Source organism: Pseudomonas sp. BCRC 81390, from assembly GCF_030341915.1.
Classification (GTDB): domain Bacteria; phylum Pseudomonadota; class Gammaproteobacteria; order Pseudomonadales; family Pseudomonadaceae; genus Aquipseudomonas.
The window spans coordinates 369,907-387,814 of the sequence record NZ_JATAAG010000083.1 but is presented as its reverse complement, the minus strand read 5'-3'; the positions used below and the strand labels follow the sequence as shown (position 1 = coordinate 387,814).

Sequence of the window (17,908 nt, the reverse complement as noted above, 5' to 3'; positions counted from 1 at the left end):
CGCCCCAGCCACGCCCGCAAAAGACGGGCGGCGTAAAAAACAATAACAATACGTGGAGCCATCGTAATGCCAGAACACCGCATTCACCGTGCTGTGAAGCCACAGCGCTGCCTGCTCGCCTGCGCCATCAGTCTGCTCTCGCTGCCTGCCGCCCAGGCGTTCGAAGTCGACACCGGCAACGAAAACTGGGCCGTGCGTTTCGACAACACCGTCAAGTACAACTATGGCGTGCGCACCGAAAGTGCCGACCAGCGCCTGCTGGGCACGCCCAACAGCAACGACGGTGACTACAACTTCCGCAAGGCTGGCACCAACATTACCAACCGCGTCGACTTGTTGACCGAGCTGGACGTGGTCTACCAAGGCAATACCGGTTTCCGGGTCAGTACCGCCAGCTGGTATGACAAGGCCTACGACAACACCGGGTCGAACAGCAACCCGTTCGTCAACGGCAACGGTGACCAGTCCGGCATCAACCCCAGCCTCAATGGCCTGCCGGGGACCGGCGTAGCGTTGGGCAGCCCGCACCTGAGCAACTATGCCCAGCGTTACTACAGTGGCCCGTCGGGGGAAGTGCTGGATGCCTTCGTGTTCTTCAGCCGTGAAGTCGGCGAGGCTTCGCAGGTCAGCGCCAAGCTCGGCCAGCACAACCTGTTCTGGGGGGAAACCCTGCTCAACCCGGTGCACTCGCTGAGCTACGGCCAGTCCGGCCTGGACCTGGCCAAGCTGGCTGCCTCGCCAGGCACCGAAGCCAAGGAACTGTTCGTGCCACGCAACCAGCTGTCGACCTCGTTCCTGGTCAATTCCGAACTGACTGTGGGCGCCCAGTATTTCTTCGACTGGGACGCCGCCCGCCTGCCCGAGGCCGGCACCTATTACGGTGGCTCGGACGTGGTCGGCGAAGGCGCGCAAAGCTTCCTGCTCGGGCACACCGGCACCCCGGGATTGATCCCGGTGCGTGGCGCGCTGACCAGCATCCGCCGTGGCCACGACCTGAAGCCTGGCAAGAGCGGCGACTGGGGCATCATGGCCAAGTGGTCGCCCGAGTGGCTGGGCGGCACCCTCGGTTTCTACTACCGCAAGACTTCCGAGATCCTTCCGCAGGCCTGGCTCGATGCACGCGGCATGACCGTCGCCAACGGCCCGTTCGGCAACCCGCCGGGCAGCCGTCAGGGCGCGGTCGGCAATCTGTACAACTCACTGCAAAGCACCACCTACCAGTTCGCCTATTCCGACGACATCGACATCTACGGCCTGAGCCTGTCCAAGGATATCGGTGGCATCAGTGTCGGCAGCGACCTGAACATCCGCCACAACATGCCATTGGCGAGCATCCCGGCAATCGTCAGCGCCCCCGGCCAGGCTGGCCTGGGCGGTGGCTTCGGCCTGCTGCCGGCACGCCTGCCCAGCAGTGGCGTGATCTACGACGTGCCCAAGGATGGCGACAGCCTGAGCGCGACCGGCGACACCCTGCACTGGACCCTGAACGGCCTGATGACCATTGGCGACACGCCGCTGTTTGACTCGGCAACCCTGCTTGGCGAGCTGTTCTACAGCAACCTGCTCAAGCTCGATAGCCACAACGCGGCGTTGTACAAGGGCAAGGGCAGCTACCGCGGCATCGACAAGGCCACCCGCGACAACTGGGGCATCGCCGTCAACTTCACCCCCACCTGGTACCAGGTGCTGCCGGGCATGGACCTGAGCATGCCGCTATCGGTCAACGTCGGCCTCGACGGTGTGTCGCCGGTGCAGGGCGGCGGTGCCGAGAACACGGGCAACTACGCGGTGGGTGTAAGTGCCGCGATCTACAACCAGTACTTCGTCGACCTCAAGTACGTCGACAGCTTCGGTGAGACCAAGGCCTGCAAGGATGGCCAGACCGATGGCAGCACCCCCAACGCCCTGGATGGCGAACAGGATTACACCTGCTACGGCGGCGGCTATGCCTCCTTCTCCGGTGGCGGAGCCACCACCGAGGACCGTGGCGCCCTGTATCTCACTGTCAAGACGACCTTCTGAGTCCTCTCTCCCAGAGCCTGCACAGGAAGACAACCATCATGAATTTCGTACCTACACTGCTGGCCTCGTGCCTGTCCCTGGCCGCGCTGAACGCTGCCCAGGCCGCTGTTTCCAATGACCAGGCCGCGCGCCTGGGCACCAGCCTGACCGCCGTTGGCGCGGAGAAGGGCGGCAATGCCGATGGCTCCATCCCAGCCTACCAGGGCGGTCTGCTGACGCCACCGGCGGGCTACCAGAGCGGCGCCAGCATGCGCCCCGACCCGTTCGCCAGCGACAAGCCGGTGCTGGTCATCGATGGCAAGAACGCCGAGCGGTACAAAGACCAGCTGACCGCCACCACCCTCGAGCTGCTCAAGCGCTACCCCAGCTACCGCGTCGATGTCTACCCGACCCACCGCAGCGTGGCGCTGCCCCAGGCGGTGCTCGACAACACCCGCAAGAACGCCACCGGTGCCAACAGCAAGGAGGGTGGCACCGCAGTGGACAACGTGCTGCCGGGCATCCCGTTCCCGATTCCGCAGAACGGTGCCGAGGCCATGTGGAACTTCCTGCTGCGCTACCAGGGCGTGAGCATGACCGCCAAGTACGACTCGTGGAACGTCGATGCAGCCGGCAAGCCATCGCTTTCGACCACCGGCCAGGCCAACATCAGCTACCCGATCTACGAGGACATGGCCAGGCCGATCGGCGCCAAGGACACCTATTACCAGATGAAGCTGGTGTACACCGGGCCCGCCCGCCGCGCCGGCGAAGCGATGATGCTGCGCGATGCGGCCAACCCGCTGGTGCAGCCCCGCAGTGCCTGGCAGTACCTGCCTGGCCAGCGCCGGGTCAAGCTGGCACCGAACCTGGCCTATGACACGCCCAACCCGGGCACCTCGGGCTCGGGGACCTACGATGATGTATTCGTCTTCAACGGTGCGCTGGACCGCTACGACTGGACCCTGGTCGGCAAGCAGGAAATGTACGTGCCGTACAACACCTACCAGCTGACCTACAACACCGACGTCAAGCAGGTGATCACGCCCAACCACCTGGCGCCGCAGTTCGTGCGTTGGGAAAAGCACCGGGTATGGGTGGTGGAAGGCAAGCTCAAGGACGGCGCGCGCCACATCTACCACAAACGCCGCTTCTACCTTGACGAAGACAGCTGGATCGCCCTCGCTTCGGACCAGTACGACGCCCGTGGCCAGCTGTACCGCGGCTCGTTCGCCTTCCTCACCCAGAGCTACGACAAACAGACCCCGGACGCCACGCCGTTCATGATCTACGACCTGATCGGCGGCACCTACAACCTCAACGGCGTGGTCGGTGCCTACGGCGGCATCCGCTACATCGAGCCACTGTCGAAAACTCAGTGGTCACCCGAGTCGCTGGCCGGCAACGGCATTCGCTGAACCTACCGAGCAGAGGTGGCAATGTCTGTCTTCAAACGCTGCAGCGTAGTGCTGCTGGCCCTGGCCACGCTGCAGGGCGCAGTGCAGGCGGCGCCCTTCACCGACGTGCTGGACCTGCCTGCGATGCCCACTGCGCTAGCGGCCAGCAATGCCTTGCGCGATGTCGCCCTGGCCGGGCAACGCCTGGTGGCGGTGGGCCCGCGTGGGCACATCGTGTACTCCGACGACCACGGTGCGCACTGGCAGCAGGCCCAGGTGCCGGTCAGTGCCGACCTGAACGCCGTCAGTTTCGCCAGCGCCGAACTGGGCTGGGCGGTCGGCCATGACGGTGTGGTGCTGCACAGCCGCGATGGTGGCGTGCACTGGTACAAGCAACTGGACGGTCGGCTGCTGGCCGAACGGCTGCCGGGTACGAGCAGCGACAACGCCTTGCTCGATGTGTGGTTCAGCGACGCGCGCAACGGCTATGCGGTGGGCCTGTTCAACCTGTTGTTGCATACCACGGATGGCGGCCAGCACTGGCAACCCTGGCTCGACCACAGCGACAACCCGCAAGGCCTGCACCTGACCAGCCTGGCCGCCATCGGTGAAGCGCTGTACATCACCGGCGAGCAGGGCCTGCTGCTCAAGCGCGATGGCGAGCGCTTCATCCGTGTTGCAACACCTTATGCCGGCACGTTGTTTGGCGCGGTGGGCAAGCCCGGCTTGCTGCTGGTGTACGGCCTGCGTGGGCACGTCTACCGCAGCACTGACGGCGGCCAGCAATGGCAGCCGGTAAGCACCGGTATCAATACCAGCTTCAGCGCTGCCGGGGTCGACCGTGATGGGACGCTGTGGCTGGCCAGCCAGGCTGGCGACCTGCTGTTCAGCCGGGATGACGGCGCCAGTTTCAGCCCCGTGGCGCAAAGCGCCCGGGGCCCGGTGACCGCGCTCGCTACCGACACCGGCAACGGCCTGGTGCTGGTGGGTGAGCGGGGCGTGCGCAACCCGGTCGGTAATCCCACGCCGTACCCATAACAAGAGAAGACCCCGATGGCCGCTACCCGCCAAGACACCCTTCCGGTAATCCGCAACCTCGACGATTTCGACGCGCGCTCGGGCAACGGCCTGGAGCGCCTGGTGTTCAACCACCGCCTGCCGTTCGTGCTGGGCATGCTGTTGGCCACCCTGGTGCTGGGCTACATGGCGCTGACCCGTCTCGAGCTGCGCCCGAGCTTCGACAAGATGCTGCCGCAGAGCCACCCCTACATCCACAACTACCTGGAAAATCGCTCATCGCTGCGAGGCCTGGGCAACGCCGTGCGGGTGGTCGTGGAAAACACCCAGGGCGACATCTTCGACCCGGGCTACCTGCAGACCCTGCGGCACATCAACGACGAGCTGTTCCTCAGCCAGGGTGTGGACCGGGCCTGGATGAAGTCGCTGTGGAGCCCGGCGGTGCGCTGGACCGAGGTGACCGAGGAGGGTTTCCAGGGCGGCCCGGTGATGCCCGACAGCTATCAGGGCGCGGCAGGCGATATCGAGCAACTGCGGCAGAACATCGAGCGCGCCAACATCGTCGGCAGCCTGGTGGCGCGTGATTTCAAGTCGAGCATGCTGATCGTGCCGTTGCTCGACCAGGACTCGGCCACGGGCAAAGGCCTCGACTACCACGCCTTCTCGAAAAAGCTCGAACAGTTGCGCAGCCAGTACCAGGCCAGCGGCCAGTACCGTATCCATGTGATCGGCTTCGCCAAGCTGGTGGGTGACCTGATCGACGGCCTGGTCCAGGTGATGGCGTTCTTCGCCCTGGCGGTGCTGACCAGCCTGGTGATCATCTACGCCTATACCCGCTGCGTGCGCAGTACGCTGCTGGTGGTGCTGTGTTCGCTGACCGCGGTGGTATGGCAGCTGGGCATCGTTGCCTGGCTGGGCTATGCCATCGACCCGTATTCGATCCTGGTGCCGTTCCTGATCTTCGCCATCGGCGTGTCGCACGCCGCGCAGAAGATGAACGGTATTCTCCAGGACATTGGCCGTGGCACCCACCGCCAGGTGGCAGCGCGTTATACCTTCCGCCGGCTGTTCGTTGCCGGGGTCTCCGCATTGCTGGCCGACGCGGTGGGCTTTGCCGTGTTGATGCTGATCGATATCCCGGTGATCCAGGACCTGGCCATCACCGCCAGCATTGGTGTGGCGGTGTTGATCTTCACCTCGTTGCTGTTGATGCCGGTGGCGCTGTCGTATGTCGGGGTCGGCCGCAAGGCAGCCGAGCGAGCGCTGGCTATCGACGCCCGTGCCGCACGGCATCGAGGCTTCGGCCGGCTCTGGGACCTGCTTGATCGTCTCACCGAACGCAAATGGGCCAGCGCCGCATTGCTGGCGGCGCTGGTGCTGGGGGGGCTTGGCATCTGGGGCAGCCTGCAACTGCAGATCGGTGACCTGGACAGCGGCGCACCCGAGCTGCGCGCGGATTCGCGCTACAACCTCGACAACGCCTACATCACCCAGCACTACGCGCTGTCCAGCGACACCTTCGCGGTGATGGTCAAGACCGCACCGGAAGGCTGCCTGCAATACCAGACGCTGGTCCTGGCCGACCGCCTGGCCTGGCAACTGCAGCAACTGCCGGGCGTGCAGACCACCGTGTCGCTGGCCAACGCCGTGCGCCAGATCACCGCCGGTACCTACGAAGGCAACCCGCGTCTGAACAGCTTGCAGCGCAACCAGGACGTGCTCAACTACGCCGCCCAGCAGGCCTCGGTCAACGCCCCGGAGCTGTTCAACAACGACTGCTCGCTGATGCCGGTCATCGCCTACCTCAAGGACCACCGCGCCGACACCCTGGCCCAGGTGGCTGCCGTGGCCGAGCGCTTTGCCCACGCCAACAGCAGCGCCGAACAGCAGTTTCTGCTGGCCGCCGGCAGTGCCGGTATCGAAGCCGCCACCAATGCCGTGGTGCGCGAAGCCAACCACCGCATGCTGTGGCTGGTGTACCTGGCGGTCACGCTGTTTTGCCTGTTTACCTTCCGCAGCTGGCGCGCCACGTTGGTCGCGATCCTGCCGCTGATGCTCACCTCGGTGCTGTGCGAGGCGCTGATGGTGGCCATGGGCATTGGCGTCAAGGTCGCCACCTTGCCGGTGATCGCCCTTGGCGTGGGCATTGGCGTGGATTACGCGCTGTACCTGCTCAGCGTGCAGCTGCATTACCAGCGTGCCGGGCTGAGCCTGGCCCAGGCCTACCAGAAAGCCGTGGCCTTCACTGGCCGGGTGGTGGGGCTGGTCGGCATCACCCTGGCGGCCGGAGTGGTCGGCTGGGCCTGGTCGCCGATCAAGTTCCAGGCCGACATGGGACTGCTGCTGACCTTCATGTTCCTGTGGAACATGCTCGGCGCGCTGGTGCTGATCCCTGCGCTATCGCACTTCCTCCTGCGTGACCAGGCCGCTTCGGTGCGTGCCGAGGCCCAGGCCACGCCGCTTCCGCAAACCCAAGAAACCGAGTGCTCGCCTCATGTCTGATTACCTTCCACCACTGCGCGACATGGAATTTCTGTTCAACGAAGTGTTCGACATCCCGGCCTGGTGGGCGCTGACCCCCGCCCTGGCCGAGCAGGTCGATGGCGACACTGCCCGGACCGTGCTCGAACAGGCCGGCCGGCTGATTGCCGAGGTGGTAGCGCCGCTCAACCACAGTGGTGACGAGCAAGGCTGCCGCTGGGACGCCGGGCAGGTGCATACCCCTGACGGTTTCGCCGATGCCTACCGGGCATTCGCCGCCGATGGCTGGGTGGGCGTTGCCGGTGCCTCGGAATATGGCGGCATGGGCATGCCGAAAGTGATCGGCGCACAGCTCGAAGAAATGCTCAATGCCGCCAACCTGTCGTTCGGCCTGTATCCGATGCTTACCGCCGGAGCCTGCCTGGCGCTGCTCAACCATGCCAGCGAACCATTGAAGGCGCTGTACCTGCCGCCCATGTACCAAGGGCGCTGGACGGGTTCGATGTGCCTTACCGAGCCGCATGCCGGCACCGACCTGGGCCTGATCCGCACCCGTGCCGAGCCAAGCACCGATGGCCGCTACTGCATAACCGGGACCAAGATCTTCATCACCGGCGGTGAGCAGGACCTGACCGAGAACATCATCCACCTGGTGCTGGCGCGGTTGCCGGGTGCGCCCGCCGGGCCGAAGGGCATCTCGCTGTTCCTGGTACCCAAGGTACTGGTTGACGCCGACGGTGTGCTGGGCGAGGCCAATGCGGTGAGTTGCGGTTCGATCGAGCACAAGATGGGCATCAAGGCCTCGGCCACCTGTGTGATGAACTTCGACGATGCCATCGGCTACCTGGTCGGCGAGCCGAACAAGGGCCTCAATGCCATGTTCACCATGATGAACTACGAGCGTCTAGGCGTGGGCATCCAGGGCCTGGCCTTGGGCGAACGCTCCTACCAGGGCGCCATCGCCTACGCCCGTGACCGCTTGCAGGGCCGCGCGCCGAACGGCGCCGCAGCGCCGACGCAAAGTGCCGACCCGATTGTCGTCCACCCGGACGTACGGCGCATGCTGCTGACCATGAAAGCGTTGAACGAAGGCGGGCGGGCGTTTTCCACTTATGTGGCGCTGCAACTGGACCTGGCCAAGTACAGCGAAGACGCTGCCGCGCGCGCCCGTGCCGAGGCCAGGGTGGCATTGCTCACACCGCTGGCCAAGGCGTTCCTCACCGACATGGGGCTGGAGACTACCGTGCACGGCCAGCAGGTGCTCGGCGGCCATGGTTACATCCGTGAGTGGGGCCAGGAGCAGTTGATCCGCGACTGCCGCATCACCCAGATCTACGAAGGCACCAACGGCATCCAGGCCCTCGACCTGGTGGGGCGCAAGCTGCTGGCCGATGGTGGCCAGGCCTATCGCAGTGTGTCCGCCGAAATCGGCGCGTTCGCCGAGGCGCTGCCCGCAGCCTGTGCAGAGTTCAGCGCACCGCTGCTGGCGGCCGTGCGCAATCTCGACGAGCTGACCGCCTGGTTGCTCGACCGCGCCCAGGGCAACCCGCGCGAACTGGGTGCGGCGGCGGTGGAGTACCTGCACGTGTTTGGCTACACCTTCTATGCCTACCTGTGGGCACGCATGGCCGAGGTCTGCCAGGGCCACCCGGCCCCCGAGCCGTTCCACCAGGGCAAGCTGGGCACCGCGCGGTTCTACTTTGCACGCCTGCTGCCGCGCATCCATTCGCTCAGCGCCAGTGTCAGGGCCGGCAGCGACAGCCTGTACCTGCTCGAGGCCAGCCAGCTATGAACAACGCCACCAGAGTCCCCACCCGTATCATGCCGGCGGCCGAGCAGGCCTATGCCTACCCGCTGCTGATCAAGCGCCTGCTGTTGTCGGGCGTGCGCTACCAGCCCAACCAGGAGATCGTCTACGCCGACAGGCTGCGCTACAGCTACACCACGTTGCTCGAACGTATCCAGCGCCTGGCCAATGTGTTGACCGCTGCCGGGGTGAAGCCTGGCGACACCGTGGCCTTGCTCGACTGGGACAGCCACCGTGCGCTGGAGTGTTTCTTCGCCGTACCGATGCTGGGCGCGGTGCTGCATACGGTGAATGTGCGGCTGTCTGCCGAGCAGGTGCGCTACACCATGAACCACGCCGCGGACCATCTGGTGCTGGTACATGATGACTTCCTGCCGTTGATGGCGCAGCTGCGGCATGACCTGCCGTCGGTCGCTGGCTTCATCCGCCTCAGCGACGGCGGCCCCGAACCGCAGGGCGTACCGCTGCTGGGTGAATACGAAAGGTTGCTGGCAACTGCCGAGCCGCAGTTCGCCTTCGCTGATTTCGACGAGCACTCACTGGCCACGCTGTTCTACACCAGCGGCACCACCGGCAACCCCAAGGGGGTGTATTTCAGCCATCGGCAACTGGTGCTGCATACCCTGGCCGAGCAGGGCACCCTGGCGGCCTGTGGCGAAGCGCCGCTGCTGCGCACGGGCGACGTGTACATGCCCATTACCCCGATGTTCCACGTGCATGCCTGGGGCATACCCTATGTCGCCACGGCGCTGGGCATCAAGCAGGTCTACCCCGGGCGTTACGAGCCCAACCGGCTGGTGCGTCTGTTCCGCGAGGAAGGCGTGACCTTTTCCCACTGCGTGCCCACGGTACTGCAGATGATGCTGGACTGCGACGAAGGGCGGCGCGCCGACCTGGCGGGCTGGAAAATGCTGCTGGGTGGCAGCGCCCTGACCATGGGCCTGGCGCAGCGCGCCAGCGAGCGCGGCATCAGCGTGCATTGTGGCTACGGCATGTCGGAAAGCTGCCCGCTGCTCAGCATTACCCACCTCAATGCCGAGCAGTTGGCATTGCCCATGGCCGAGCAACTGTCGCTGCGGATCGATGCCGGCGTGCCGATTGCCCTGGTGGACCTGCGCATCGTCGACAGCGAAGGCAGGGCGGTGCCCCATGACGGCGAAAGCCTGGGTGAGATCGTGGTGCGCGCGCCATGGCTGAGCCAAGGCTACCTGCACGAACCGGAGCAGGGCGCAGCCTTGTGGCTGGGCGGCTGGATGCACACTGGAGACCTGGCCTGCATCGATGCAGCGGGGGTGGTACGTATTCGTGACCGGATCAAGGACGTGATCAAGACCGGCGGCGAGTGGGTCAGCTCGGTAGCCCTGGAGAGCCTGATCAGCCAGCACCCGTCCGTGGCGTCGGTAGCGGTGGTCGGCATCCCGGACCCGCACTGGGGAGAGCAACCGCTGGCGCTGGTGGTCTGCCGTGACGGCATGCAGTTCGACCAGGCCACACTGGCCGGGTACCTGCAGCCGTTTGTCGATCGCGGGCAGTTGAACAAGTGGGCGATACCCCGGCAGGTACGCTGTGTAGAGGAAATCCCAAAAACCAGCGTGGGCAAGCTCGACAAGAAGCGCATCCGCCAGACGCTGGATACCATGACGGCACAGGCCCGGCCGAGGACGTGATTACGAGGGCAAGAAAGCGGATGCAGGCAAGGCTGTGGATGCGTACAGTGGGCGCAACGCAATCTTGCCGGAGCCCGCCATGTCCAGCGCATTCACTTTCATGCAGTCACCCGTCGGTACCTTGACCCTGGTGGCCCGTGGCGAGTGCCTGGCTGCCGTATTGTGGGAAACGGAACGGGAAAACCGCGTGCGCCTCGGTGCTCTGCACCGCGACGACGAGTGCCCGGTGCTGCTGGAAACTGCCCACCAGCTCGCCGAGTATTTCGCCGGCAAGCGCCAGCGTTTCGAGCTGGCGCTGGATTTTGCCGGCACGGCGTTCCAGCGCCAGGTCTGGGCCGCGCTGCTGGCGATACCGTTTGGCGAAACCCGCAGCTACCGCGACATCGCCCAGCAAATCGGCAACCCTGCCGCAGTGCGTGCGGTAGGGGCTGCCAATGGCCGCAACCCGATCTCGATCATCGCCCCGTGCCACCGCGTGATCGGTGCTTCGGGCAGCCTGACCGGCTTCGCCGGCGGCCTCGCGGCCAAGCAGTACCTGTTGGCGCTGGAGGGCCGGCAAAGCCTGGCGCTGGACCTCTAGCCGGTCAGAACCAGCTGGCGACCAGGCAGGCCAGCACGGCCAGTATCGAGCCTGCCAGCAAGGTGTACTGCCGCCGGGCTCGGCGTGCGTATGGCCTGACCCTGCGCAGGTACTCGCCGGGTGCCGGCGCATCAGGGCGGTGGCGCAAGCCCTCGGCGACATCGGCCAGTTGGCCCTGGATGAGCAGACCGGCCAGGTAATAGGTGCAGGCATAGCTCAGCACCGCCAGAATCAGATAGATCATGTCGGGAGCAGGTGTTACAGGGGCACAGCGATAGCTGCTGCGCTACGGGTGTCGAGCACGATCATGCCTTCGCTGTGATCATCCAGTCTGGCCAGCAAGCGCCCCTGGCTGTCCCAGGCCGCCGAGCCGCCGGCACCGATGAAGGTGTCGGCCGGCCCCACGCAGTTGGCCAGCAACACCGGCATGCCCAACTCGCGGGCGACCTCGGCGTAATGCGCATGGCCTTCGTCGATGCCCTTTGCGGTTTTTGCCACGCTGACCAGGTATAGGTCGGCGCCCTGTTCGCGCGCCGCCACCGCGTGCGCCATGAACATCGATTCATAGCAGATCGCCGGTGCCACGCGGTGTTCGCCCAGTTGCAGCTGCAATGCCTGGTCGCCCGGCGTGAAGTACGGCAGCTCGTCATCGTGCAGGCGCCGTTTGGCATAGGCCTGGCGCGGCGCTCCGGGGCTGAAGATCGGCATGCCGATGCGAATGCCTTCGGGGGTCGGCAGCGGCAGGCCCACCGCAGCGGTGATGCCAAGCCGGTCGCAGGCTGCCTGCAGCGGGTCCAGCCGCGCGGCGCTGACGGGCAGGGCCGCCTGGCGGGCGAGGGTTGGCTCATAACCGGTCAGCGACAGTTCCGGAAACACCACCAGTTCGGCACCGAGGGCCGCGGCCTGCTCGATGCAGGCCAGGTGGCGTTCGAGGTTGGCTTGCACATCGCCCTTGATAGACCTTGCTTGCACGGCGCACAGCTTCATGAAAAACCCATCCCTGGTACAGGTCGAAGGGCCGAGCATACTACTGGTACCAGCGCCTGTTCCAGTGAAGGGATTTTCAGGACGACGGACGCGCGGCGAAGCGCTGGCGGAACCAGTCGTCAAGCATGGCTTTCTCGGCATACAGGCGGTCGTTGCTGGCAGTGACCCGGCCCGGGCGGCTGAGGTACATCTTGTCGCTGACCCGCTCCCGGGCTTGCTGGTCGGGTTTGCCCGCTCGGCTGAGGGTGTAGCTGAGGTCGATGGTTGGCCAGGTGATATCGCGCATGAAGCGCACATCGTAAGCCTGGCCGTGCCAGGGCTCGAAGCGCCCGGCAAGGTCGATATCGCGGATGTCGATGGCCAGCCGCTGGCCCGGTTGCAGGTAGCGCTGGCCCAGCTTCTGCAAGTACTGGGTCAGGGTTTTCATTACATAGGCATCGGCGCCACGTTCGTAACCGTGGCTGTCGAGGCTGGCGTCGCGGAACTGTTCGGGGTGGTCGAAGCGCACTTCGACCTGCGCGGCAGGGGCGGCGTGTGCCATGCTGTGGAGTGACAGGGCCATGAGCACGGCACACCTGAGGGCGGTATGCATGATGCACCTCCGGAGTGGCGCGGGTGTGCCTCCATTTTACCCCCGGCAAGGCGGCACCAGCAGAGGAAAATTGTCATGAAACGGTTTCGGCGGGTAGCCGCCAACACGCGGGGACGGGACCTGGCAGTGGGTGATATCCACGGCCACTTCCAGCGCCTGCAGGCCTGCCTGGAGGCGGTGGGGTTCGACCCGGCGGTGGACCGCCTGTTCAGCGTCGGCGACCTGGTCGACCGCGGACCGCACAGTGAAGCTGCGCTGGAATGGCTGGCCCAGCCCTGGCTGCATGCCGTGCAGGGTAACCACGAAGCGCTGGCGATCACCCGCCTGCGCGGCGGGCGGCTTGACCTGGACATGTATCGTGCGGCCGGCGGTGGCTGGTTTCTCGACCTGCCGCCGGGTGAGCAGCTGCGTTTTGTCGAACGCTTCGAGCAACTGCCCATTGCCCTCGAAGTGGAAACCGCCGACGGCCTGGTTGGCCTGCTGCATGCCGACAGTCCGTTTGCCGACTGGTCGGTGTTGCGTACCTGGCTGGAACTGGATGACGACCCCGAGGTGCTGGAGGTGTGCCAGTGGTCGCGGCGGCGCCTGAAGGAAGGCGATACTCGGCCGGTGACAGGGCTGCGAGCCTTGCTGGTCGGCCACACGCCGGTGTTGCAGGCCAAGCAGTTGGGTAATGTCTGGCACCTGGATACCGGCGGCTGGGCCAGCGGCCATTTCAGCCTCATGGACCTGGCCACGTTGCAACTGCTCAGCGTTGCGCCAGGTGCAGTAACAGCGCCAGGGCCAACACCACCAGCATGACCCCCGAGGCCCGTTCCAGCCACGGCAGGGTGCGAGCGAAACGCCGCCGCACCACAGGGTTGCCGATGGCCACGGCCACCAGTAGGTCCCACAGCAGCACGATGCTGAACAGCCACAGGGCGCAGGCCGTTTTCCAGCCGGCGCCGGTGCTGGCGACCATGCTGGCCAGGCTGGCATAGAACAGCGCGTTCTTCGGGTTGAGAATGCCCGACAGGAAGCCCATGCCCAGGCTCCGCCACCAGCCTGCCACGGCCTGGCTGGCCGCGACGCTGCCCAGGCCTGAGCGCCCGGCGTGGCGCAGGAACAGCACACCGATGTACAACAGGTAACCGGCACCGGCCAGTTGCAGGGCACTGAACAGTGGGCTGCCTTCCTGTAGCACCGACAGGCCAGTGAAGGCCATGGCGATGAACGCGCCATTGGCCAGGGCGATACCCAGGCAGGCACCGCTGGCGACCCGCCAGCCACTGCTGATGGAGGTGCGTGCGACCAGGAAGAAGTCCGGCCCGGGGGAGAGCAGGGCGAGAAAATGGGCGAGGGCGATGATCAGGAACGGCTGCATGGCGGTGTGGCTGCTGTGGCGGAAAAGCCAGACTCTGCCCTTCAGCGCCCATTGCGTATTGAACAATATTGCACAGCCCGCCGGCCCACGCCGCCCGTGCGCGGTTTCAGCCGCCTCGGTATTGCCCGGGTGTCACGCCCACATAGGCCTTGAACACCCGCTGGAAATGGCTCTGGTCGGCAAAGCCCAGCCGGTAGGCCACTTCTGCCAGCGCCTGTCCTTCACCCAGCAGCTGCCGGCCACGGTTGACCCGCGCATTGAGCAGGTAGGCATGCGGGGTAAACCCGGTGGCCGCACGAAAGGCACGGATCAACGCGTAGCGCCCGAACCCCGACTCGCGGGCCAAGGCATCGAGGCTCAACTGCGCGGGGTCAAGGCCCTCGATGCGAGCAAGCAATCCTCTCAAGGCGCTCGCCTCCAGAGCGGGCGCCGGCGCCAGCGGTGGATACGCGGCAACATCCAGGTCACCCAGGAAGGCAATCAGCGCGGCGTCCTTTTCTGCATTACTGGCGTTGGAAAACAGCAACCCGTTCAGCTCGCAAAACTGCCGATACACCTCCGGGTCTCGGCAGATACGTGCCGGTTCACCGGGGCCGGCGCCACCCAGCGCCGACTCCAGGCGCAATGCTGCCAGCCAGTCGCCAGCCACGTGCAGCATCTGGTAGCTCCAGGCCTGCCCGGGTTCGGGGTTGCAGGCATGCACGCGCTGGGCCGGGACCATCACCAGCGTACCGGGCGTCAGGCGTTCCTGGCCGTTGCCGGTGCCAGTAAAATGGCTGACACCCGCATCCACCGCACCGATGGAAAACGTCGGGTGGCTGTGGGCCTTGTAGCAGGCCCGGCTATGGCAGGCGCGGCGGCTTTCGACATGCGGCAGGGCCGGGTCGCGCCACAACGCGGCATGGGTTCGCGGCATCATGGAGTCCTCGGTAGGGCCTGCAGCTTATCAGGCGCTGCGCACCCATACAGTTTTTTCCACCGGCTGTAACTTGACCGCCAGGCCCGCAGGCGCCGGAATAGGGGCTGATTGCAAAAGGAAAAAATCATGGATCTTTCGAGCCTGCTGCTCTTCATCCCAGCCTGCTTTGCCTTGAACATGGCCCCGGGGCCGAACAACCTGCTGTCGCTGCACAACGCCAGCCGCTATGGCCTGCGCACGGCCTGCGTGGCCGGTGGCGGGCGCATCGTCGCCTTCAGTGGCATGATCGCACTGGCGGCCATGGGCCTGGCCGTGGTGCTGCATACCAGCGAATACCTGTTCCTGGCGATCAAGGTGGTGGGCGCGGCGTACTTGTTCTACATCGCCTGGCAATTATGGCGGGCACCGGTGGGCGAGGCCGTGGTGGCAAGCGACCACCCGCGCGGTACCTGGCGCCTGGCGCGCCAGGAGTTCTGGGTGGCCGCCGGCAACCCGAAAGCGATCCTGATCTTCACCGCCTTCCTGCCGCAATTCGTCTCGGTCGGCAGCGCTACCCCGGTCGGTGAGCAGTTCCTTTGGCTGGGCGGGCTGTTCCTGCTGCTGGAGTGGGCCGCCATCGCCATCTACGCAGGGCTGGGCGCCTACCTGCAGCGCTGGTTCAGCCAGCCCGGCCCGCGCCGGCTGTTCAACCGGGTCAGTGCCTCCTTGCTCGGCTGCGCCGGCCTCGGCCTGCTGGCCGCGCGGCGCTAGCGCCCATCAGTCGCGATAGAAGGTCTGTACCAGGTGGTAGCCGAACTTGCTCTTGATCGGCCCGTGCACCACGCGCAGCGGCTTCTTGAAAATCACCTGGTCGATGGCGCCGACCATCTGCCCGGGGCGGATCTCGCCCAGGTCACCGCCGCGCTTGCCCGAGGGGCAGATGGAGAACTTTTTCGCGAGCACATCGAAAGCCTCGCCATTGGCGATGCGCTGCTTGAGCTTTTCGGCTTCGTCAGCGGTCTTGACCAGGATGTGGCGGGCTTGGGCTTTCATGGCGGTACCTGTGCTTCGCGGTGCAAAAAGGTGCGCATTATGCCTGAGTCACCCCGGTTGAAGCCATTGCGCATGCCATGTAGGGGGCGATAACGTCAGCTCTGCAGTTCCTTGCGCTCGCGAAACTGCTCCAGCGCCTCGGGGTTGGCCAGGGCGTCGGTGTTCTTCACCGGCAGGCCATGCACCACATTGCGTACCGCCAGCTCCACCACCTTGCCGCTGATGGTCCGCGGAATGTCATCGACCTGGGCGATCACCGCCGGCACATGGCGCGGCGTGGTGTACTGGCGGATGACCTGACGGATCCGCTGGCGCAGGGCATCGTCCAGCTGCAGGCCATCGCGCAGGCGCACGAACAGCACCACCCGCACATCGCCGTTCCAGTCCTGGCCGATGGCCACGCTTTCCAGTACCTGCTCGACCTTTTCCACCTGGCGGTAGATCTCCGCCGTGCCAATGCGCACGCCACCCGGGTTGAGCACGGCATCGGAGCGGCCATGGATCACCAGCCCGCCCTCGGCGCGCTGCTCGGCGTAGTCGCCCTGTGCCCATACCCCGGGGAATTGGCTGAAATAAGCGTCGTGATAACGACAGCCGTCCGGGTCATGCCAGAAGCCCAACGGCATGCAAGGGAAATGGCGCGTGCACACCAGCTCGCCTTTTTCGCCCTGCACCGGCTGACCGTGCTCGTTCCACACCTCCACTGCCATGCCCAGCCCCTTGCACTGGATTTCGCCACGGCGCACCGGCAGGGTCGGGTTGCCCAACACGAAGCAGGAGACGATGTCGGTGCCGCCGGACATGGAGGCCAGGCACAGGTCGGCCTTGACCTTGCGGTACACGTAATCGTAGCTGTGCGGCGACAACGGCGAGCCGGTCGACAGCAACAGCCGCAAGCGGCCCAGCTGGTGGCTTGCTGCCGGCTCCAGGCCCGCCTGCTCCAACGCCGCCATGTACTTGGCGCTGGTGCCGAAGACGTGGATGCCCTCGGCGTCGATCAGGTCGAGCAGGCGCTCGGGGCCCGGGTGGAAGGGCGAGCCGTCGTACAGCACCAGCGTAGCGCCCAGCGCCAGGCCGCTGGCCAGCCAGTTCCACATCATCCAGCCGCACGTGGTGTAGTAGAACAGGACCTCATCGGCCTTCAGGTCGTTGTGCAGGCCGTGCTCCTTGAGGTGCTGCAACAACACGCCACCGGCGCGGTGGACGATGCACTTGGGCACGCCGGTGGTGCCACTGGAATACAGGATATACAGCGGATGGTCGAACGGCAGCGGGGTGAAGCGCGGCTCGCCGCCGGGCTGGTAGAAGTCGTCCCACAGCCTGACGCTGGCGGCCTGGAACTCGGCGGCGTGCGTACCATAGCGGGTATGGGGCACCACCACCAGCTGCTGCAGGCCGGGCAACTGCGCGCACACCTGGTTGACCTTGTCGACCTGATCGATGTCTTTCCCGGCGTACTGGTAGCCCGCGCAGGCGATCAGCAGCTTGGGCTCGATCTGCCCGAAGCGGTCGATGATGCCGTGCACACCGAACTCGGGCGACGAGCTGGACCAGACAGCGCCGAGGCTGGTGCAAGCCAGCATGGCGACCAGTGTCTGCCAGGTATTGGGCATGATGGCGGCGACCCGGTCGCCAGGGACGATGCCGGCAGCCTTGAGGGCGTTCTGCAGCCCGGCCACCTGGGCGGCCAGCTGGGCATGAGTGAACACCTGGCGTTGACCGTCTTCGCGTACGGCGACCACGGCAGGACGGTCGTCGCGACGGCGCAGCAGGTGCTCGGCGAAATTCAGGGTGGCGTTGGCAAACCACTGGGCATCAGGCATTTGCGCACCTTCGCGCAGCACCTGGCTGGGCGGGGTATGCCAGTGAACGTGGAAATAGTCGGCGAGGGTTTGCCAGAAGGCAGCGCGCTGCTCGATGCTCCAGCGGTGCAACGCCTGGTAGTCATCAAGTTGCAGGTTGTAGCGCAGGTTGACCCAGCGGCGGAAGGCATCCATCCGGCTGGCCTCGATCTGCGCCGTGGAGGGGCGCCAGAGCACATCGTTCATGCCGAACCTCCTGCTAC

Annotated in this window: 16 protein-coding genes; 9 read left to right on the top strand and 7 right to left on the bottom strand. The window is 65.6% G+C overall.

What is annotated here, in order from left to right:
- Nucleotides 1-66: 66 nt before the first annotated feature.
- From QSV36_RS24915 to QSV36_RS24885, 7 genes are all read left to right on the top strand, one after another.
- Entirely contained in the window at nt 67-2,022 is a 1,956-nt protein-coding gene (locus tag QSV36_RS24915) for a DUF1302 domain-containing protein (RefSeq protein ID WP_289135680.1), read from the top strand.
- 38 nt (nt 2,023-2,060) lie between these two features.
- Entirely contained in the window at nt 2,061-3,419 is a 1,359-nt protein-coding gene (locus QSV36_RS24910) for a DUF1329 domain-containing protein (RefSeq protein WP_289135679.1), read from the top strand.
- Between the two features lie 21 nt (nt 3,420-3,440).
- Nucleotides 3,441-4,436 carry a WD40/YVTN/BNR-like repeat-containing protein gene (locus tag QSV36_RS24905; RefSeq protein WP_289135678.1) on the top strand — a complete coding sequence of 332 codons (996 nt, stop codon included), beginning with the start codon at nt 3,441-3,443 and terminating at the stop codon, nt 4,434-4,436.
- Nucleotides 4,437-4,451: 15 nt separating this feature from the next.
- Entirely contained in the window at nt 4,452-6,917 is a 2,466-nt protein-coding gene (locus QSV36_RS24900; protein WP_289135676.1) for an efflux RND transporter permease subunit, read from the top strand.
- Complete coding sequence (locus QSV36_RS24895; protein WP_289135674.1) at nt 6,910-8,688, top strand: acyl-CoA dehydrogenase C-terminal domain-containing protein; 1,779 nt, start codon at nt 6,910-6,912, stop codon at nt 8,686-8,688. The genes QSV36_RS24900 and QSV36_RS24895 overlap by 8 nt, the downstream gene beginning before the upstream one ends.
- Nucleotides 8,685-10,370, top strand: a complete 1,686-nt coding sequence (locus QSV36_RS24890; RefSeq protein WP_289135672.1) for a fatty acid--CoA ligase — start codon at nt 8,685-8,687, stop codon at nt 10,368-10,370. Before QSV36_RS24895 ends, QSV36_RS24890 begins: the two co-directional genes overlap by 4 nt.
- A 79-nt stretch (nt 10,371-10,449) precedes the next feature.
- Nucleotides 10,450-10,950, top strand: a complete 501-nt coding sequence (locus tag QSV36_RS24885; RefSeq protein WP_289135670.1) for a methylated-DNA--[protein]-cysteine S-methyltransferase — start codon at nt 10,450-10,452, stop codon at nt 10,948-10,950.
- A gap of 4 nt (nt 10,951-10,954) precedes the next feature.
- Here the strand turns inward: QSV36_RS24885 and QSV36_RS24880 are convergent, their stop codons facing one another.
- The 3 genes from QSV36_RS24880 to QSV36_RS24870 all read right to left on the bottom strand — a co-directional run bounded on the left by QSV36_RS24880 (nt 10,955) and on the right by QSV36_RS24870 (nt 12,529).
- A complete protein-coding gene (locus tag QSV36_RS24880; RefSeq protein ID WP_289135668.1) occupies nt 10,955-11,194 on the bottom strand; it encodes a hypothetical protein in 240 nt (79 codons plus the stop codon).
- A gap of 14 nt (nt 11,195-11,208) precedes the next feature.
- Nucleotides 11,209-11,937, bottom strand: a complete 729-nt coding sequence (locus tag QSV36_RS24875) for a carbon-nitrogen hydrolase family protein (RefSeq protein WP_289135667.1) — start codon at nt 11,935-11,937, stop codon at nt 11,209-11,211.
- Between the two features lie 76 nt (nt 11,938-12,013).
- Nucleotides 12,014-12,529, bottom strand: coding sequence for a DUF3016 domain-containing protein (locus tag QSV36_RS24870; protein WP_289135665.1), 516 nt, complete (start codon nt 12,527-12,529; stop codon nt 12,014-12,016).
- Between the two features lie 75 nt (nt 12,530-12,604).
- On the opposite strand from QSV36_RS24870, the gene QSV36_RS24865 reads away from it, so the two are divergent.
- Nucleotides 12,605-13,330, top strand: coding sequence for a metallophosphoesterase (locus tag QSV36_RS24865; RefSeq protein WP_289135663.1), 726 nt, complete (start codon nt 12,605-12,607; stop codon nt 13,328-13,330).
- Here QSV36_RS24865 and QSV36_RS24860 read toward each other — a convergent pair.
- Both QSV36_RS24860 and QSV36_RS24855 read right to left on the bottom strand, forming a co-directional pair.
- Nucleotides 13,278-13,892: a LysE family translocator gene (locus QSV36_RS24860; protein WP_289135661.1), complete on the bottom strand. Its 615-nt coding sequence runs from the start codon at nt 13,890-13,892 to the stop codon at nt 13,278-13,280. The two genes, QSV36_RS24865 and QSV36_RS24860, sit on opposite strands and share 53 nt — an antisense overlap.
- A gap of 106 nt (nt 13,893-13,998) precedes the next feature.
- A complete protein-coding gene (locus QSV36_RS24855) occupies nt 13,999-14,808 on the bottom strand; it encodes a helix-turn-helix transcriptional regulator (RefSeq protein WP_289135659.1) in 810 nt (269 codons plus the stop codon).
- Between the two features lie 129 nt (nt 14,809-14,937).
- Between QSV36_RS24855 and QSV36_RS24850 the strand changes: the two genes are divergently transcribed.
- Nucleotides 14,938-15,561, top strand: coding sequence for a LysE family translocator (locus QSV36_RS24850; RefSeq protein ID WP_289135657.1), 624 nt, complete (start codon nt 14,938-14,940; stop codon nt 15,559-15,561).
- 6 nt (nt 15,562-15,567) lie between these two features.
- Here the strand turns inward: QSV36_RS24850 and QSV36_RS24845 are convergent, their stop codons facing one another.
- Nucleotides 15,568-15,843, bottom strand: a complete 276-nt coding sequence (locus QSV36_RS24845; protein ID WP_016715601.1) for a peptidylprolyl isomerase — start codon at nt 15,841-15,843, stop codon at nt 15,568-15,570.
- A gap of 95 nt (nt 15,844-15,938) precedes the next feature.
- Nucleotides 15,939-17,891 carry an acetoacetate--CoA ligase gene (locus tag QSV36_RS24840; RefSeq protein ID WP_289135655.1) on the bottom strand — a complete coding sequence of 651 codons (1,953 nt, stop codon included), beginning with the start codon at nt 17,889-17,891 and terminating at the stop codon, nt 15,939-15,941.
- Nucleotides 17,892-17,908: the final 17 nt, after the last annotated feature.

Bases quoted from the DNA above. Each gene is read 5' to 3' on its own strand.
- QSV36_RS24850 (WP_289135657.1), top strand. From the start codon at position 14,938: ATGGATCTTTCGAGCCTGCTGCTCTTCATCCCAGCCTGCTTTGCCTTG.
- QSV36_RS24895 (WP_289135674.1), top strand. From the start codon at position 6,910: ATGTCTGATTACCTTCCACCACTGCGCGACATGGAATTTCTGTTCAAC.
- QSV36_RS24845 (WP_016715601.1), bottom strand. From the start codon at position 15,843: ATGAAAGCCCAAGCCCGCCACATCCTGGTCAAGACCGCTGACGAAGCC.
- QSV36_RS24840 (WP_289135655.1), bottom strand. From the start codon at position 17,891: ATGAACGATGTGCTCTGGCGCCCCTCCACGGCGCAGATCGAGGCCAGC.
- QSV36_RS24855 (WP_289135659.1), bottom strand. From the start codon at position 14,808: ATGCCGCGAACCCATGCCGCGTTGTGGCGCGACCCGGCCCTGCCGCAT.
- QSV36_RS24880 (WP_289135668.1), bottom strand. From the start codon at position 11,194: ATGATCTATCTGATTCTGGCGGTGCTGAGCTATGCCTGCACCTATTAC.
- QSV36_RS24885 (WP_289135670.1), top strand. From the start codon at position 10,450: ATGTCCAGCGCATTCACTTTCATGCAGTCACCCGTCGGTACCTTGACC.
- QSV36_RS24870 (WP_289135665.1), bottom strand. From the start codon at position 12,529: ATGCATACCGCCCTCAGGTGTGCCGTGCTCATGGCCCTGTCACTCCAC.
- QSV36_RS24860 (WP_289135661.1), bottom strand. From the start codon at position 13,892: ATGCAGCCGTTCCTGATCATCGCCCTCGCCCATTTTCTCGCCCTGCTC.
- QSV36_RS24865 (WP_289135663.1), top strand. From the start codon at position 12,605: ATGAAACGGTTTCGGCGGGTAGCCGCCAACACGCGGGGACGGGACCTG.
- QSV36_RS24875 (WP_289135667.1), bottom strand. From the start codon at position 11,937: ATGAAGCTGTGCGCCGTGCAAGCAAGGTCTATCAAGGGCGATGTGCAA.
- QSV36_RS24915 (WP_289135680.1), top strand. From the start codon at position 67: ATGCCAGAACACCGCATTCACCGTGCTGTGAAGCCACAGCGCTGCCTG.
- QSV36_RS24910 (WP_289135679.1), top strand. From the start codon at position 2,061: ATGAATTTCGTACCTACACTGCTGGCCTCGTGCCTGTCCCTGGCCGCG.
- QSV36_RS24890 (WP_289135672.1), top strand. From the start codon at position 8,685: ATGAACAACGCCACCAGAGTCCCCACCCGTATCATGCCGGCGGCCGAG.
- QSV36_RS24905 (WP_289135678.1), top strand. From the start codon at position 3,441: ATGTCTGTCTTCAAACGCTGCAGCGTAGTGCTGCTGGCCCTGGCCACG.
- QSV36_RS24900 (WP_289135676.1), top strand. From the start codon at position 4,452: ATGGCCGCTACCCGCCAAGACACCCTTCCGGTAATCCGCAACCTCGAC.